Genomic DNA, 15,072 nt, shown 5'->3' on the forward strand with positions numbered 1-15,072 from the left:
GATGTCCTCGAGGCCACTCGCCCAATTCAGCAACGCTCGATCTGCTCTCGGGGTGCGTGGCGAACGTCGGTACCCTTAACAATGTAGACAACAAGCTCGGCAATATTGGTGGCGTGGTCGCCAATACGCTCGATGGCCTTCGCGATGGACAGATAGTGAAACCCGATCTGAATGGTCCGGGGGTCCTGCGTCATGGACGTGATGAGCTTGCGCACGAAGGCCCGGAACTCGTTATCGATCGCTTCGTCATCCCGAACAATCTGCGCTGCGGCAACGGTATCCATCCGTGCAAAAGCATCCAGCGCGTGACGAAGAATATCGGCGGCCATTTTGCCGGAGGCCTTGATTTCCGCGATATTGACGGTCCGCGCGGTGGCCTCCATGGCAATGCGGCGTGTTCGCTTCGCAATCTTCCGTGCCTCATCGCCCGCACGCTCGAGGTTGGTGATGCATTTCGAGGCGGCCATCAGGAGCCGCAGGTCGCGAGCAGTGGGCTGCCGGCGAACGATGATGTTGCTGACTTCTTCGTCGATTTCTATTTCCATCGCGTTGAGCCGTTGTTCGTCCTCCAGGACCTGCTCAACAAGTGCCAGATCGAACGTGTTCAACGCCTCCGTCGCGCATGCAATCTGCGCCTCCACCAAGCCGCCCATTTCGAGCAACCGGGTTAAAAGCAGGTTGAGGTCGAAGTCAAACCCACTGGAAAGATGCTTATCCGACATCTTCACTCCTCAGCCAAACTGGCCCGCAACGCAATGCCCAGTTACACAATGCCCCGGTTCATATGAACAGCGGCGGTTTTCGCCTGGCCGTTTGCGTGCCGGGGAAAGTGAAAGGACTCCTTCTTCGCCATCCTGATGCTGATTTTGCTCACATTCGTCTTCCGCCTGATAAACGATATAAACAGTATATATAGTTTTAAAACATTTTCAGAAAGGCATCGAGGCGGCCGCCAAACGGGTATGGCCCGCAAGTTGTCCACACAATCTGTTTGCAAAGCTGTGGAAAACTCACTGGAAAGCGAGGCAAGTTGCTGAAACGATTGGATTTGTGCAGTGCGCACCGAGCGCGTGCATTTGACGGGTGACCACTGACGGACACCGAACTGCGGAGTACGCACCCCCTTGGTCAGGTGCGCGAAAGAATCTGTGTAGACAAAACGATGGCAACCGATTCTGCCTCAACGATAGGTCGATTCAATTTGCATACAGGTCGGCAACATCGTCTAATCGCCTTTCCGCGCGCGCCCCTCTCGCCGAAAGCCAGGAACACACCATGGCACCATCTAATTTTGAGCATGTGGTCAGGTCAATTGCCTCTGACACCAATACACCTGCTGAGACCGTGTCGAAAATGTACGCGGACGTCTGGGCCGAATACAGTGACGGTGCGCGAGTTCTTGACTACCTCACTGTCCTCGTCACCAAGCGTGTTCGTGAAAATCTGCGCAGTGTTTCGAAAGACCGGCACTAGGCGACGGCCTCAGCGTGCATCACATGGCTTCACGGTATCCGCGGCGTTGACGATCGGGAGGTGAGTCGCCGTCCGGGTTGCGGCCGTGCAGCAACCCGGCGGCTACCATGCCGTACGCAATGTCTCGTGCACGTTGTGCATGTGATGCTTCTTCTGGTCTTGCAGATACCTGACGGCCTCTCTGACCACCTTTGACTCACCGAGCTGGAACGAGTACTCCCGAAGCAACGTTTCGCTCGTGACGAGGTCATTGAGCGTCCCGAGTTCGTCCTGCACCGACCTCAACCGTTCAATCGTGGCCTGATGACTGCCATCGAGAACCGGCAAAAAGAACTCCAGCAGATATCGCAACTTCTTCCCTGCGATGCGCACTTCATGAAGCGCAACGTACCCTGAGTCTTTATCCGATGCCGCTCGCTTCACCCGCTTTCGCAACGCATTCTCGGCGGATTCCACACGGTCCTCGGCAAACCGGGGCAGCGCGGGCATGGTGGATCGCGAATCCAGTTGCTGTCGAGCACCTGTCAATGCGCGCTGCAGTATCCGCTCGACACCAGCATTGCCGATCGTTTTTCGACTGAACGACAGAGCGTCAGCACGATGCTCGTCCACAGACTCGAGAAGCGCGGCAAACGTGTGCTGCGTCGAGCGGTCGGCTGTCAGCAGATCGCGCAGGATATCCCAGTCGCGCGTTTTGCCTGCAGCATTGGCCAGGGATTTGAACTCGCCGCGCTGCAGCGCGGAGTCTTTCCTGTCGAGTAGCGGTTCGTACGCCCACCAGAGCGAACGCAAACGGCGCAGCGCGACGCGAAGCTTGTGCAGTACGTCAGGGTCTGCTTTCAAATCCAATGCGTGGGCACGCCGGGCGGCATCCTCAGAAATTGACGTCGCCAGACATGCAAACCCGTCGGCCGTCGACATGGACAGGTTTATCGAATTCGCTTTCCCGCTGTCGTCGTCGGCGATCGATGCGGACGTTCCTGTTGTTGCCGACACGAGAATCTGGGAGCTCATTTCCGGGATGCCCTCGAATACGACAGGATGTGCAGTGGCCGTAAGCGACGAATATCGGCCCGCCGGGGAATTTCAGAACGTGCCGGGATTTCGAACGTGATCGGCCCACTGATTCAAATCGTACAACGACAAATTCCTGAATGCCAATGCGCCCGGCGCTTTCGAAGCTTACAGTCAAGACGCTCAGAAAAACTCGTCGAGATGTCTCAAACCTTCTTCCGCGCCCATGGCGAGTCCGATGCCTCGTCGCGCGTCGATCCGGGATTCAAACGGATTGATGCGTATCAGGCGTGCGTTCTGCTGCTCTCCAAACCGGCGGACCGTGGGTATTGTCGTCCCCGCGCCAATTTCCACAACGACCAGATTACTCACCCCTGCCAGCCAGGTTCGAAGTCTTTCTTCCTGATGTTCGGTCCGCAACGCTATCCAGTCGTAATCTCCAAACATCACAATGTTTGGACGAGCGACCGCTCCGCAGAAAGGGCACCGCGGTACTTCGCTGAGCAATTGGCAAGTCTCTTCGTCGACCACAGGCTGCAATTCATCCGCCGGCCATAAAGCCGAACAGCAAACTTCCGAACATTGCAGCACATGGATGGAGCCGTGGCACTCGGCGACTTCATCGTCGGCGAAGCCGGCCTTCTGGAACTGGCCGTCGACATTACTCGTGAACACGGCCAACCCTTTTGGCACGCTGGCGTGCCATCGACGCAAAATCTGAAAGCCCGCGTGCGGCTTTGTCTTGCGATACAGGTTGAGCCGGTGACCGTAGAATCCCCAGTACAGCAACGGCTCGCGCCCCAGAACACGCGGATTCGCCATGTCCTGGAAGGTCAGCCTGTGCCACTTCAAAGCAGGATAGGCCCGCCAGAAACCCTCTGCCCCCCGGAAATCCGGCAAACCCGAATCGACGCACATGCCGGCACCTGCCGTGACCAGCACGCCGTCTGCCGCCCTCAGCCAGGAGCTGGCAAGCTGAATTTGTGCGAGATTGTCCATCTCGTTGACCCAAAAGAATGTGTGGACGTTGGCGATATCGGCGCCGGGATACCGGCGTGGAAGGGGAACCGAATCATGATGCCGGACGCCCCCTTCGCTGCCGCAGATACCGCGCGCGCCGATTTTTGCACACAACGAAAAATCCTGCGCTGAGGAACGACACATCGAGCTATATCGTCGCGACGCAGCCCGATTTCGAATCCAGTCGCAAGTATTCCCCGTATATACGGTCAGAGCCACGCAATGACGCATGGCGACTCAGCGGGAGTACGCAATGAAACGCAAGACTATGTTGGTTGCTGTCGCATTGTCGGCAGCGGTTTCCGGTGCCTTTGCTGCCAGCGACACGGTCGTGGTCGGCGGCCAGGCCATGTACCCGACCAAAGACATCGTGGATAACGCGGTCAACTCGGCCGACCACACGACGCTTGTTGCCGCAGTCAAAGCCGCAGGCCTCGTCGATACGTTAAAGAGCCCAGGCCCGTTCACCGTGTTTGCGCCGACGAACGAGGCCTTCGCGGCATTGCCGGCCGGCACGGTCGATACGCTGGTCAAACCTGAAAACAAGGCGATGCTGACCAGCATCCTGACGTACCACGTCATTCCCGGGCGCTATGACTTCCGCAAGCTCGACCAGGCTATCAAGGCTGGTGGCGGCAAGGCGGAACTGAAAACGGTCAATGGAGAGCCGCTGACATTCACTGAGAACGGCCCGCACAACATTGTAGTGACGGATGCCGGTGGCCACACGGCCGACATATCGACCTATGACGTCACGCAGAGCAACGGCGTGATCATGGTCGTCGACAAGGTTCTGATGCCGAAGTAGCGAGGCCGGCGCGCACCGTCACGGGTTTGAATTATTCACCGCGGCACTGTCATTTTCGGCGCGTTGCCACGACTGACACTCAAGCATCGCGTCTGGACGCGGCCCATGCGTGTTCTGTTCAGGTGCGAGTAACTTCTTGCGCGTTGCCGCCGCGCAAAGTGTCGGTCCCTCGCGGCGTTCGGAAATTCGGCGCTGCCAGGGCACGAGCCGACATTACAGGAGAAATATCATGGAAAAGTTGACGATGAAAGCGCTGTTCGCGCGTGTCGCTGTCGCGTCGCTCTGCGTGTGTGCCGCGACCGTTGCGCAGGCCGGGGGAAATGGCAACGGCGGAAATGGCAGCGGCGGCGCACACGGTGCCGCGACCGCAGGGATGACCTACCACAGCGAGCCTGTATCGAGTCCGTGGAACCGGGATCCTGGCGACATGAGCAAGCGCGCGGACACCACGAGCGGCATGGGTATGTCCACTATGCACCCCGAAGACAGCAGCATGTCGACAAAGACTGTCCAGTAAAACTTTCTGGACTGCCCACACGCGGCCATTCCCAGGTCGGGCCACTCCCGATCTGGAATCGCGGCACTTCCGCGGTGTTGTGGTTTCGGCGATATCCGCGCCTTTCGTCTTGCCGGCGGCGCATCGGACCTTTGCCCCTGCGCCGCCCGCTTTGCCCGCGGTTTAATAGCGGTGGTAATAGCCGCCTGCAGGCACCACGATGCAGCCGCCCAGCGCGCTTCCAAGGCATACGGCCAGCAGTGTTAGCGCAAAAATTCTCTTCATGACGTGCCTCACTTGTAAGTTGTGAACGCACTATATTCAGACAGCAGATTACCGGTGTTTTTGTGTGTAACGAGACGTGTAATTTGAAACACCTCCCCTCACCCGCGACGCTCCCCGACGTTCCCTGATGTCCAGCCGACACGAAATCCCGGCCGCTGCCCCGGCAATGCTGGAGGACACCTGCACCTCACGAGCCCGCAGGAATTCCCTCGCCCGTTTCAGCGTGGCCTGCCTCTGAAGCCGGCAATCGAAGCATGTCTGCAATGGCGTCTCCGGAAACAGCGGCACTGTACAGAAATCCTTGCCCCTCGATACACCCGTGCTCAACCAGAAATCCCCTCTGTACGTCCGTTTCGACGCCTTCTGCGATGACATCGAATTTCAAGGCCTCAGCGATCGCGATGACGGCGAGTGTCAGCGCTTCGTATTCTGTTCCACGGCCGATTTCATGCACAAAAACCTTGTCGATCTTGATGCGGTCGATACTGAAGCGCTTCAGACAGCTCAAGCTCGAATAGCCTGTTCCGAAATCGTCGATGGCGACTTTGACGCCGAGTGCGCGCAAGTCGTGAAGCACCCTGGCCGCGTCATCGGCATTGCGCATCAGCGCGCCTTCCGTCACTTCCAGTTCAAGCAATTCGGCAGGACAAGCCGCGTCGTGCAACGCGTCACGCACTACGCGAACGATGTCTCCCCGCTCCAACTGAAGCGGGGAGACGTTCACCGAAACACGAATCGAAGGAAGGCCCTGCTCCCGCCACTTGCTTACCTGCAGGCAGGCGGTTCGCAGCACCCACTCGCCGATGCCTTGAATCAGGCCCGTTTCTTCGGCAATCGGGATGAAGACGGCAGGCGACACCGCGCCAAGCTCCGCATCGTGCCATCGCAACAACGCCTCGGCGCCGAAGATCCGTCCGGTGACCATGTCGATCTGAGGTTGATAAGCCACCTGAAGCGTCCTCGCCTTGACCGCTCGCCGCAGCCGGGTTGACAGATGCAAGCGTTCGGCGGCGGCACGATTCAGTTCGGGCCGGTAAAACTGATAGCCGTTGCGCCCGTGCGACTTCGTCAGATACATCGCCGCGTCAGCATTACGAATCAACGTATCGGCATCGGAGCCGTCCTGCGGATAGGTGGCGACGCCTATGCTGGCCTCGACATACAACTCCCGCTCACCGGCATAGAACGGTTCGGTCATCGCGGCGATGACCCGGTCAAGCATGGGGATCAACTGCTCGCCGCCTGAACGCGCGGCAACAATGATGAACTCGTCGCCGCCATAACGCGCCACCAGATCATTTGACCGGACCAGTCGCTGCAACCGTCTTGCCACGCTCGCCAGCAGGGTGTCGCCTACGCGATGGCCAAGGGAGTCATTGACTTCCTTGAAACGGTCAAGGTCGAGGAACATGACCGATACCTCGCTACCGGCCTCTGAAGCGCGTCTGATCGCTTCACCCAGCCGCTCATCAAGCAAGGTGCGATTGGGCAGTTCCGTCAGCGCATCGTATCTCGCCTGGTGCTCGAGGCGCGCCTGATATTCCACCAGCGCGGTCACGTCGCTCATGACACCGACATGGTGGGTGATATGCCCTTGCTCATCACGCACGGGTGCCACCAGAACGTTATTCCAGAAACGTTCACCGTTCTTTCGGACACAGAGTAGCGTGACATTTGCCTCTGTATTGCTGTTCATGGCGTGCCGAACTTCAGCCCATTTATGGGGTTCATCCGCGAGATTGAACAGCGAATTGCAATCCACCCCGCTCACGTCGCCGGATGAATACCCCGTGATGCGCTCAAACGCCGCGTTAGCAAAAATCACGACGTTCAGATCCTGCCGCACCTCGGCAATCACAATCCCATTGATACTCGCATCGATCGCCCTGCCTTGAAGACGCAACGCCAGATCGGCTTTGCGCCGACCTGTGATGTTCTCGTAGGCGATCAGAACGCCTACGACCGCTCCATTCTGGTCTTCCAGCGGGAGCTTGGTTTCGGAAATCCACACTTCCGTTCCATCGACGGCTATCGCGGTACGCTCGAAATGGCGCCGGGTGAGTTCACCCGACATGACCCGGTCGTCTTCGAGTTGCGACGCGCTTGCGTCGTCGCCCCAAAGCAGATCGAAGTCGCTCAATCCAATCAACGCGTCCCGGGATGGCAAGCCCGCATCGCGCGCATAGATCTCGTTACCGCCAACGTAGCGGTGTCTCGCGTCCTTCCAGGCAATGCCCTGGGGAATATGGTCGAGCACGTACTCAAGCGTCTGCTTGGACTCGAACAGTTCGGCTCTCGCGACCATTTCCAGCGTGACGTCCACCATGACGGCCATCGTGGCAGCGCGGCCTTCAAACGAAACATTCAGGTGGTGAACGTCCATGGACCTTCGCTCGCCCGACCTGGTGCGGTGGACCCACACGCCGACTGCCTTCGTCTCGCCGGATGTGATCCCGAGCGTTGACTGGAAGCCCTCCTTCAGACGACTAAATTCATCCGCGGGATGGACGTCTTCCAACGACATCTTGAGCAGTTCCGCTTCCTCGTACCCAAAGGTCCGCTGCGCGGCACCGTTGACCGCGACAATGCTCAGCGACTGATTGTCGTAGATCCATATTGGCAAGGGATGCTCATCAAAGAACCGCTGGTACCGGGCACGCGTTCCGTCAGCCAGACGAAGCGCTGCACGGAGCCGCCTCGCTATTCTGGCGTTCCAGCGCATCAGGGCGAGCAGCAGCGCCGCAGCCGTCAACCCGCTCGCGAGCAGCGCAGCGGACACCCGCTTTGCGTCCGACGAAGACTGACCGACAACGGAGTCAAGCGTCGCGTCGGCTTCCATACGGACATCGACCACGTGCTCAAGAACGCTATAGAAGTAAGCATCGATCTCACCCAGCGCCGGATCTCCAAGGCCGACGCTTCCAGGAAGCTGGTTGACGCGTCGTGCCAACGCATTGCTGCGTTCGCCCAGCTTTCGCATCATCTCGTCGAGTTCGTTCAGGCGCGAGACGCAATCTCCACGGCCACGACATCCGACGCGTGCATCCGCCGTCAACTCAAGTAGCGTCGACATCGGAAAGGTGTAGCCGGCGCGCTTGTAAAACGGACGTGTGCTGATCAGCGTGTAGAGTTCGCCATGTTCGTCAAGCATCATCTGCTGGACCTGGTCGAGGTCATGCTTCAGCCGGCCCGATTCCCGCAGCGTCCTGAGTGAATTCTCCTGCTCGGAGGTCTGGCGATGGGCCAAAAACGTGTTGATGCCAATCGCGGAGAGAATGAAAGCGACCGCAATTGCCACGAAAGCTTTGCGGGCGAATTCCCGGTTGAACGTCAACCCGGCGACAGCTATGGTTTCACGTTGCCGCGGCTGCCCGCTGTTTGAACGATTGGGGTGCGGCTTAACCATACATGGCCTCAGGTCCATCCGACCGTCAGGATAACGGCCTCCAGGAGGCACTTCTTGAGCGTCGCGCGCGCGTCAACTTGCGAGCGCGGCGACCGACAGCCGATGGATGCGCTCAGGAACGCAGCACGCCCTTCAGGCGCACCAGTTCTGCCGGTCTGGTGTATGACCGGTACAGTTCGCCAACCGTGCCGAATGCCAGGGCGGGTTTGAGCGTCGCGCCGGGAAGCGCGTCTGAAATCCAGTCAAACGCGTTCATTTCGCGTTGAGCGGCATGGACGGCTGCGGTGAGTACAGTAAGGGCCTGCTCGGCGGAATGGCCACCGAGGTCAACGAAGCAGCTCTCAAACGGATGCTTCGTTGCAGTTTCGACGTGTAACACTGATTTTTGAACGCCCAAATCAATCTCCTACGCGGAATGCACCTCCTGTATATCAACCGATTGTGACAATGCGTCGCTTTAGCCGGCCAAAGATGCAACTCCGCTCGAGGACGCGCACCGGCTGCGACGCCCCCACTGCGACCACTAGTCAGTACACGCCGGACACGCTATCGCTTGCGCGGGCACCGTCTTCTCGTCGCGCCCAAATCTCGCGAGCGCCGCGAGACCCAGCAACGCCAAACCGCTGCCGAAGAGGAAATCGGCCGAAACGCCGACATGGTCGACCACAACGCCACCAATGAGCGATCCCAGCGCGATGGCAACCTGAATGATGCTGACAAACAGCGCCGAGCCCGCCTCCGGCGAATCCGGCGTGGCACGCTGAATCCAGACGCTGAAACACAGCGGCAGCGCGCCGAACGAAACACCCCACGCAAGGACGAGCGCTGCGACGCCGATCGACGATTGTTGCAGCAGCGGCATCGCTGACAGCGCAAGCATCAGCAGGGAAACCATCGCGCCCACGGACATTTTCAGGTTGCGCGTGACCGTGGAGGACACGGCGAAGTTCGAGAAGAACCCGATCATGCCGAAGCCGAGCAGCAGCCAGGTAATCGTCGACATCGTGAAATTCGCATTACGCAACAGGAACGGCGTGATGTACGTGTACGAAGAGAAATGCGCGCCGAATACAAGCGCCACCATCAGCATGCTTCGACGCGGATGGGGGCGGCGCAGCAGCGCCACCAGATCGTGCAGCCGCAATGCCGCTGACGACGGCAAGGACGGCACGAAGACGAACTGCGCCACGAGCGCGATAGCGACGAGGACGCCGGTTGCCATAAACGAAGTACGCCACGACGCGAAGCTGGCGATGAAGGTGCCGAGCGGCACACCGATCACCGTCGCGCAGGTCACGCCGGTCAGGATCGTCGCCATGGCCCTGGCCGAATCCTTCGGCTGCACGAGGCGCCCCGATGCCGCTGTCGCCAACGTCCAGAATCCGCCCAACGCCGCACCGAGCAGCGCGCGGCCGAGCAGCATGACCAGAAAATCGGGCGCAAACGCGGAAATCAGATTCGACGCCAGCAGCAAGGCCGTCAGCAGCAGAAAAACTCGCCGACGATCCATGCGCCCGGCCACCAGCATCAAACCGGGCGCGGAGATGGCGGCAATCACACCCGGCACGGTGACCATCAATCCTGCCGTGCCGGGCATCACGCCCAGCTCCGCCGCGATGCGTGGCAGCAGTCCAACAGGTAAAAATTCCGTGGTCACGAATGCAAAAGCACCGATTGCAACGGCCACGACAGCAAGCCACGAGCGCAGAGACGACGAGGCACTATCGTCCGGCGAGGCAATGCTCGCCGGCAGATTATCTTCCATTAACATAGTATTGTTTGCGAGTAACTAAACAACGGGTGGGATTGGCGCAGCCGCACCGCTCTAATCCATTCACGGACGCAATTCAAGGCCAGCAAATCGTGAATAAAAAAGCAGGCGGTATTGGCCTGCTTTTGATTGCGATTGGAAAAAACAGCGGGTGACACCCTGAATGAAACACACCTTAACATCGTATTAAATCGCCCGCTGACCACTCCGTAAAATTGCAGTTGGGCGTGTGGGTATTCCGATCAGGGTGCCGCGGCGCGAATCGGTGAGAGGCGGTGTGTGCTGCTCCCCCGCCGCCTCCTGAACTGCCGGCCCGCTATTGGCCAAAATAAATCCTGCACTGCGGCCCGGAAGAGCATGGCCGTTCCTGCCGGCTGCCCGCTTGCGCAGCGCCTGCGGCCACACCGCCATAAGAAACGTTCTGTATCGGTTGAGCGGCAGGCATCACGGCCCGCCCAGCTTCACCAAACGACATGTCGGTAATGTCCTGCGCCGATTCGTTCGCGTTCTGCATGAGCGCCCGGCCCGACACACTTTCGCCTTGCTGGATTTCCTGTGCGCCGGCTGTGTTCGGCACCAGAAACAGCGCGGCGCTTGCCAACGCCATCAATAAACGTAGTTTCATATCCAGACTCCTCGAATCCGGCGCAGCAGCGCTCATCCCCCTCAAAAAGAATTGATCCGCGAAAAACGTCGCGTCACCAAATCGAACGAACTGACGGACGGGCGAATGCCTATGCGGGACTGCTGCCGCGAGTCACCGAATTAAACGAGTAAATAGTTGCCAGACCTGAAACCGATGTCAGGCGTGCACGCGCGCCTAGCCGGAATCGGTCGCCACCAGGCTGGAAACGCAGAGTGTTGCTCCGCAGTTTCGTTATAGGTCGGCCGCTCAGGATTTCAAACCCGGCGGCGCACGCTGTTAGCGGCCCCGGTTGCCGCCCGGTCGAGGCGATACAACAACAAAATCAGCCAGCGAGGCGCGTGCTTTACCCGAACAGTGCGTTATGATGTTGCCATAACGTAAAAATCAGCCCCGCGCGAGGCACCGGCGAGAGACGGAGCGCAGGCATGAGACCGGCGATTCGCCGTCAGTGCGTCGTCATCACCGTTTTTTCCATAGCGGCCGTAGGGCTTACCCAGCCGTACCTGCCGCGCGGCGAAGCACTTGAATATTCACTGATTGGCGCGACCAGCCGTATAGGCGGCCTCACCGGGCATATGCAATACCGAAATGTATGACGCAGCGTTTTTTGACGCTGCCAATAGGATTTCCTTCGATCAAACCCTTTACCGCGAGCTGACCTCATTCACGTGGGCTCAATGCTTTCGCGGCTTCCCCCTGCAATCTGCAACTGACAGAACGCCAGACGCTTTAGAAGGACGAATATCTTATGGACGAAAGGAAGCGAGATAGCATGATTGCGTATCTCCGCCATCGCATGGAAGAGTTTGGCATCAAACCAGAAGACCTCGCCGCTGTACTGGCGGCCGAACCGAAGGGGCAAAAGGCTGCACGCTACCGTAGTGCAACCGGAGATAGCTGGGACGGCCAGGGTGAAATGCCCCAATGGCTCAAACAGGCAATCAGCGCAGGTCAATCAATTGACCACTTCGAATTGTCGGCCACGCCGGCACCCGCCCCGCAGCCGAAAAAACAGGTGGACTGGCTAAACGACCCGTTCGCAGGCAGTCCGCTTGCACGTCCGAACAACCGCTAAGCCGTCAGGTTGTTAAACCGCTAGCGCGTCGGTATTACCCCCGCACTTTCCTGGTGGCATCCGCTGGTTCGACACGTTCGTCGACGCGCTCAAGGCGTCGGGGGGTGGTCATAACGTGTCGCTAATGCAAGCCGGCGCCTCCACGCTTGCGGCCGCTTTCCGCTGCGCCGCGTACTGGGGCGATTCGATGAATGTGCTGAGCTGCCGCACGATTTGCCAGAACACCTTTTCGAACGCACGGCCCCGCTCCGGCTCGGGCATGCCGTCGGCGAGCGGATCGGCAAAGATCCAGCTACTCAACGAAGGCGTTCCGGGAAAGAGCGGCGCATGATGTCCGGCGACGCATTCGTCCATGGCGATCACGAGGTCCATGCGCGGCGCCCACTCGCCCGTGAACTCCAGCCAGCTTTTCGGGCTGAGCACGCCGAGGTCCGATATACCGGGCCGCAATTGCGTGATCGCAATGGGATGAACTCGCGCGGCGGGCTCAGGCCCCGCGCTGAATGCGTCGAACCGGTGTCCCGCCAGTTCGCGCAGTAATGCTTCGGCAATAATGCTGCGCGCTGAATTCTCGCGACAGAGAAACAGCACTTTGTATTTTCTGGTCACGCTCACCCCGTACCCGTGTTTTTTTAGCGATCTGTGTCATTCTGCCGGCCCAGTCTTGCGCCCCCGTGACACTACGATGTCTTAATTTGTTGCGCCACGAGAATTTTTACCAGGGTGGTCAAGCCAAGGGCGTGGTGTGTTGAATTTGCGACGAAGTGCGGCAGCGTAAATTGGAATCTTTCAGTTCACTGTCAATCACGCATACGCTCCGCCGCAGCCTTCGCGGCACGGCCCGCGAAGTGCCGCCGCGCTTTCGCACGGCGCCTTTTCCTCAGACAGAAGCTGCGCTGTCGCGCGGTTCGGACACGATCCGATTTGCAGCATCGCTTTTGCAGTCAGACGCCGCCGGTGGGGTTTCGAACAGCATTGCCGCAGGCTGCGCGGTGAGCGACTTGATGCCGTTCGCAATGCCGGGCGCTGCGATGTACGGGATAAACGCCGCTACCGCAACAACAAAAATAAAGGTAACCATGGCCGTCGTGCCTCTCAAAATCTGCAACGTGGAGGTCAAGCGAACATGTCACAGACTTATTTATGATTTTAGAAGCGGCTATCCAAACGCCGAAGGCCGCGCTCTATATCAATTCGGTCTAGGTCTATGGTCTACCGGCCAAAATCGTCTTTTCAAAAGCGCAAGCCGTTCAGGAACTGGAACCAGAGTCCCCCCAATCCGCCGGCCGGGTGCTCATCGCTTGTACTTTCTTCGCGCTTGCCTGGGTGAGCGTGGTTAGCCGGCGTGCCACGATCGACGGCCTCGCCGTTCACGGCGCTCGCCTGCGCCCCGGCTGAAACGTCAGGGGCGTCCGCCGCTTTTGCTGCCGCCTGGGCAGCCGCCTCCGCTTTTTCCATCGCTTCCGCCTCGCGTCGCGACGCCTGCAAGGCCGAGACACTGTCGGCGATCTGCGCGGCCCGCTGTGCCTCGCATCGGCGTCCTAGCAGCACGCCGAACAGCACATCGCGATTGTGGCCTTCGTCGGCGAAACGCATGGCGAGCGACACCATTTCGGCGTAGGCCGCTTCGTCCGCTGTCCGCGCCGCCGCCTCGCGTTCGGCTTGGGCACTTTGCCGGCGAGCACGTTGCGCTTCCCAGCCGCGCATCTGCTCGTTATAGACCGCGTCGTACACCTTGCGTTGTGCCGCGTCGGAGAGGATCGCGTAAGCGTCCTTGATTTCCTGGAAGGTGGCGCGCGCCACTTCTTCGGCGCCGTTGTTGCGATCCGGATGCCATTTCATGGCGGCCTTGCGGTAGGCCCGTTTGATTTCTTCGTCTGTGGCGTGCATGGGCACGCCGAGCATGTCATATAGGGTTGCCATTGCTTACTCGACCTCGCCGGGAATCGCTTCGCGGAGCATCGTAGCATGCAAAAAACGGCTTTATCGTGAAGCGGCGCGCGCTTGCGCCATTGGCGCCCGCAACGCTAATGACCGCCAATCCTGTTTGCGCCGAAGCCGGTCGACGGAAAGCGTCCCCCGCCATTCTGCGGATTAATGGTCTGCAACGGACGACCCGGCGCTGCGGTAGCCGCATTGGTGGGCGTGCTGCGCAGCCCCGGAGCAAGATAGATGAATTTCCACCCGGCGTAGGTCTCCTCGGTCTCGAAGTCCGCATATCGCCGCGGGAACTCCGCGCGCTTGATCGTCGGCGCCTCCGAGCTGCTATACACGCCAAAAAAGCGATCGCCCTGCCGCAGGAAGAGCCAATCGGTCTTGCCGGTGAGCGGATCCGGATAGGCCTGACGCAGATGATGCATCGGCACCTGAAAGCGCGTGTCGTCCAGCAGATCGTCGACCGACGCCGGATAGACGCGGCCGACGCGGTAATACCGCACGATCGCCTGCCGGTACTGGTCACCGACGAACAAAAGCTGCTTCTCCTGCTCGCGCCGCCGTTCCAGCGACCAGACGTCGAGCGCGCCCGCCAACGCGATCGACATCAGCGTCAGCGCGATCAAAAGCGCCAGCAGCACGAGCCCACGCTGGCGCGTGGTGCGAGGCCCGGTTCGGTGCCGGGCAGCCCGCTTCGATGCCGACGAAATGCGCGCGCCGCCTCGCGCCGGAAAAGCGCCGCGACTCACTTGGCGGCTCCCGCTGAATCGGCGGGCATGCCCTGCGCACCACTCGCCGGCACGACGTCGTACACGCCCGTTTTGGTTTCGTCGGGCGAGGCGATCACCGCCCACTTGTCATCGCCGTTGACCGGATCGACCGGAACCGCCCGCAGATAGTGCTTCGCCACCAGTTCATCGAGCGTGTCCGGGTACTGGCCGTTGTCGCCGTAGTATTTATCGATCGCATCGCGCATGACGGCGACGTTCTGCTGCCGGACCTGCTCCTTGCCGCGCTCGATGCTGTGCATATAACGCGGCAGTGCGATCGTCAGAAGCAGGCCGATGATCGCCATCACGACAACCAGTTCGATCAGCGTAAAACCACGGAATCTGCGCGTATGAGCGGGTTTCATGATGCACC

Annotated in this window: 17 protein-coding genes; 5 read left to right on the top strand and 12 right to left on the bottom strand. The window is 59.6% G+C overall.

Annotated elements, in window-relative coordinates; translation table 11 throughout:
- Positions 1-26 precede the first annotated feature (26 nt).
- Positions 27-722, bottom strand: a complete 696-nt coding sequence (gene phoU / locus KHO23_RS09600; RefSeq protein ID WP_211610752.1) for a phosphate signaling complex protein PhoU — start codon at positions 720-722, stop codon at positions 27-29.
- Between the two features lie 553 nt (positions 723-1,275).
- Here phoU and KHO23_RS09605 point away from each other — a divergent pair.
- Entirely contained in the window at positions 1,276-1,473 is a 198-nt protein-coding gene (locus tag KHO23_RS09605) for a DUF3562 domain-containing protein (RefSeq protein WP_211610753.1), read from the top strand.
- Between the two features lie 102 nt (positions 1,474-1,575).
- Here KHO23_RS09605 and KHO23_RS09610 read toward each other — a convergent pair whose 3' ends face one another.
- On the bottom strand, positions 1,576-2,394 hold the full coding sequence (locus KHO23_RS09610) for a CHAD domain-containing protein (protein ID WP_211610754.1): 819 nt from the start codon (positions 2,392-2,394) through the stop codon (positions 1,576-1,578).
- 276 nt (positions 2,395-2,670) lie between these two features.
- Entirely contained in the window at positions 2,671-3,486 is an 816-nt protein-coding gene (locus KHO23_RS09615; RefSeq protein ID WP_211610813.1) for an SIR2 family NAD-dependent protein deacylase, read from the bottom strand.
- 274 nt (positions 3,487-3,760) lie between these two features.
- Here KHO23_RS09615 and KHO23_RS09620 point away from each other — a divergent pair, with 274 nt between their 5' ends.
- Positions 3,761-4,315, top strand: coding sequence for a fasciclin domain-containing protein (locus KHO23_RS09620; RefSeq protein WP_211610755.1), 555 nt, complete (start codon positions 3,761-3,763; stop codon positions 4,313-4,315).
- 229 nt (positions 4,316-4,544) lie between these two features.
- Positions 4,545-4,832: a hypothetical protein gene (locus KHO23_RS09625; protein ID WP_211610756.1), complete on the top strand. Its 288-nt coding sequence runs from the start codon at positions 4,545-4,547 to the stop codon at positions 4,830-4,832.
- A 451-nt stretch (positions 4,833-5,283) separates the two neighbouring features.
- Here the strand turns inward: KHO23_RS09625 and KHO23_RS09630 are convergent, their stop codons facing one another.
- The 4 genes from KHO23_RS09630 to KHO23_RS09645 all read right to left on the bottom strand — a co-directional run bounded on the left by KHO23_RS09630 (position 5,284) and on the right by KHO23_RS09645 (position 10,898).
- Entirely contained in the window at positions 5,284-8,502 is a 3,219-nt protein-coding gene (locus KHO23_RS09630; protein WP_211610757.1) for a sensor domain-containing protein, read from the bottom strand.
- 112 nt (positions 8,503-8,614) lie between these two features.
- Complete coding sequence (locus tag KHO23_RS09635; RefSeq protein ID WP_211610758.1) at positions 8,615-8,899, bottom strand: hypothetical protein; 285 nt, start codon at positions 8,897-8,899, stop codon at positions 8,615-8,617.
- A gap of 126 nt (positions 8,900-9,025) precedes the next feature.
- Entirely contained in the window at positions 9,026-10,273 is a 1,248-nt protein-coding gene (locus tag KHO23_RS09640; protein WP_211610759.1) for an MFS transporter, read from the bottom strand.
- A 316-nt stretch (positions 10,274-10,589) separates the two neighbouring features.
- Positions 10,590-10,898 (bottom strand): hypothetical protein, encoded by a 309-nt coding sequence (locus KHO23_RS09645; protein WP_211610760.1) that lies wholly within the window; start codon positions 10,896-10,898, stop codon positions 10,590-10,592.
- A gap of 446 nt (positions 10,899-11,344) precedes the next feature.
- Here KHO23_RS09645 and KHO23_RS09650 point away from each other — a divergent pair, with 446 nt between their 5' ends.
- Together KHO23_RS09650 and KHO23_RS09655 are read left to right on the top strand one after the other, a co-directional pair.
- Positions 11,345-11,515, top strand: coding sequence for a hypothetical protein (locus tag KHO23_RS09650; RefSeq protein WP_211610761.1), 171 nt, complete (start codon positions 11,345-11,347; stop codon positions 11,513-11,515).
- A 152-nt stretch (positions 11,516-11,667) separates the two neighbouring features.
- A complete protein-coding gene (locus KHO23_RS09655) occupies positions 11,668-11,994 on the top strand; it encodes an H-NS histone family protein (protein WP_211610762.1) in 327 nt (108 codons plus the stop codon).
- 108 nt (positions 11,995-12,102) lie between these two features.
- Here KHO23_RS09655 and KHO23_RS09660 read toward each other — a convergent pair whose 3' ends face one another.
- The 5 genes from KHO23_RS09660 to KHO23_RS09680 all read right to left on the bottom strand — a co-directional run bounded on the left by KHO23_RS09660 (position 12,103) and on the right by KHO23_RS09680 (position 15,064).
- Entirely contained in the window at positions 12,103-12,603 is a 501-nt protein-coding gene (locus KHO23_RS09660) for an arsenate reductase/protein-tyrosine-phosphatase family protein (protein ID WP_211610763.1), read from the bottom strand.
- 271 nt (positions 12,604-12,874) lie between these two features.
- The gene (locus KHO23_RS09665; protein ID WP_236066762.1) at positions 12,875-13,114 is read right to left on the bottom strand and encodes a hypothetical protein; all 240 of its coding nucleotides are present in this window, start codon (positions 13,112-13,114) and stop codon (positions 12,875-12,877) included.
- A gap of 113 nt (positions 13,115-13,227) precedes the next feature.
- On the bottom strand, positions 13,228-13,917 hold the full coding sequence (locus KHO23_RS09670; RefSeq protein WP_211610764.1) for a J domain-containing protein: 690 nt from the start codon (positions 13,915-13,917) through the stop codon (positions 13,228-13,230).
- Between the two features lie 104 nt (positions 13,918-14,021).
- Positions 14,022-14,678, bottom strand: a complete 657-nt coding sequence (locus KHO23_RS09675; RefSeq protein WP_407946044.1) for a type II secretion system protein — start codon at positions 14,676-14,678, stop codon at positions 14,022-14,024.
- Positions 14,675-15,064, bottom strand: a complete 390-nt coding sequence (locus tag KHO23_RS09680; RefSeq protein WP_211610765.1) for a type IV pilin protein — start codon at positions 15,062-15,064, stop codon at positions 14,675-14,677. Before KHO23_RS09680 ends, KHO23_RS09675 begins: the two co-directional genes overlap by 4 nt.
- Positions 15,065-15,072 lie beyond the last annotated feature (8 nt).

This window comes from Paraburkholderia haematera (assembly GCF_905220975.1).
Classification (GTDB): Bacteria; Pseudomonadota; Gammaproteobacteria; order Burkholderiales; family Burkholderiaceae; genus Paraburkholderia; species Paraburkholderia haematera.

Excerpts from the sequence above, each read along its gene's own strand:
- KHO23_RS09625 (WP_211610756.1), top strand. The coding sequence starts at position 4,545 with ATGGAAAAGTTGACGATGAAAGCGCTGTTCGCGCGTGTCGCTGTCGCG.
- KHO23_RS09630 (WP_211610757.1), bottom strand. The coding sequence starts at position 8,502 with ATGGTTAAGCCGCACCCCAATCGTTCAAACAGCGGGCAGCCGCGGCAA.
- phoU (WP_211610752.1), bottom strand. The coding sequence starts at position 722 with ATGTCGGATAAGCATCTTTCCAGTGGGTTTGACTTCGACCTCAACCTG.
- KHO23_RS09605 (WP_211610753.1), top strand. The coding sequence starts at position 1,276 with ATGGCACCATCTAATTTTGAGCATGTGGTCAGGTCAATTGCCTCTGAC.
- KHO23_RS09620 (WP_211610755.1), top strand. The coding sequence starts at position 3,761 with ATGAAACGCAAGACTATGTTGGTTGCTGTCGCATTGTCGGCAGCGGTT.
- KHO23_RS09645 (WP_211610760.1), bottom strand. The coding sequence starts at position 10,898 with ATGAAACTACGTTTATTGATGGCGTTGGCAAGCGCCGCGCTGTTTCTG.
- KHO23_RS09670 (WP_211610764.1), bottom strand. The coding sequence starts at position 13,917 with ATGGCAACCCTATATGACATGCTCGGCGTGCCCATGCACGCCACAGAC.
- KHO23_RS09615 (WP_211610813.1), bottom strand. The coding sequence starts at position 3,486 with ATGGACAATCTCGCACAAATTCAGCTTGCCAGCTCCTGGCTGAGGGCG.
- KHO23_RS09610 (WP_211610754.1), bottom strand. The coding sequence starts at position 2,394 with ATGTCGACGGCCGACGGGTTTGCATGTCTGGCGACGTCAATTTCTGAG.
- KHO23_RS09650 (WP_211610761.1), top strand. The coding sequence starts at position 11,345 with ATGAGACCGGCGATTCGCCGTCAGTGCGTCGTCATCACCGTTTTTTCC.
- KHO23_RS09640 (WP_211610759.1), bottom strand. The coding sequence starts at position 10,273 with ATGTTAATGGAAGATAATCTGCCGGCGAGCATTGCCTCGCCGGACGAT.
- KHO23_RS09680 (WP_211610765.1), bottom strand. The coding sequence starts at position 15,064 with ATGAAACCCGCTCATACGCGCAGATTCCGTGGTTTTACGCTGATCGAA.
- KHO23_RS09655 (WP_211610762.1), top strand. The coding sequence starts at position 11,668 with ATGGACGAAAGGAAGCGAGATAGCATGATTGCGTATCTCCGCCATCGC.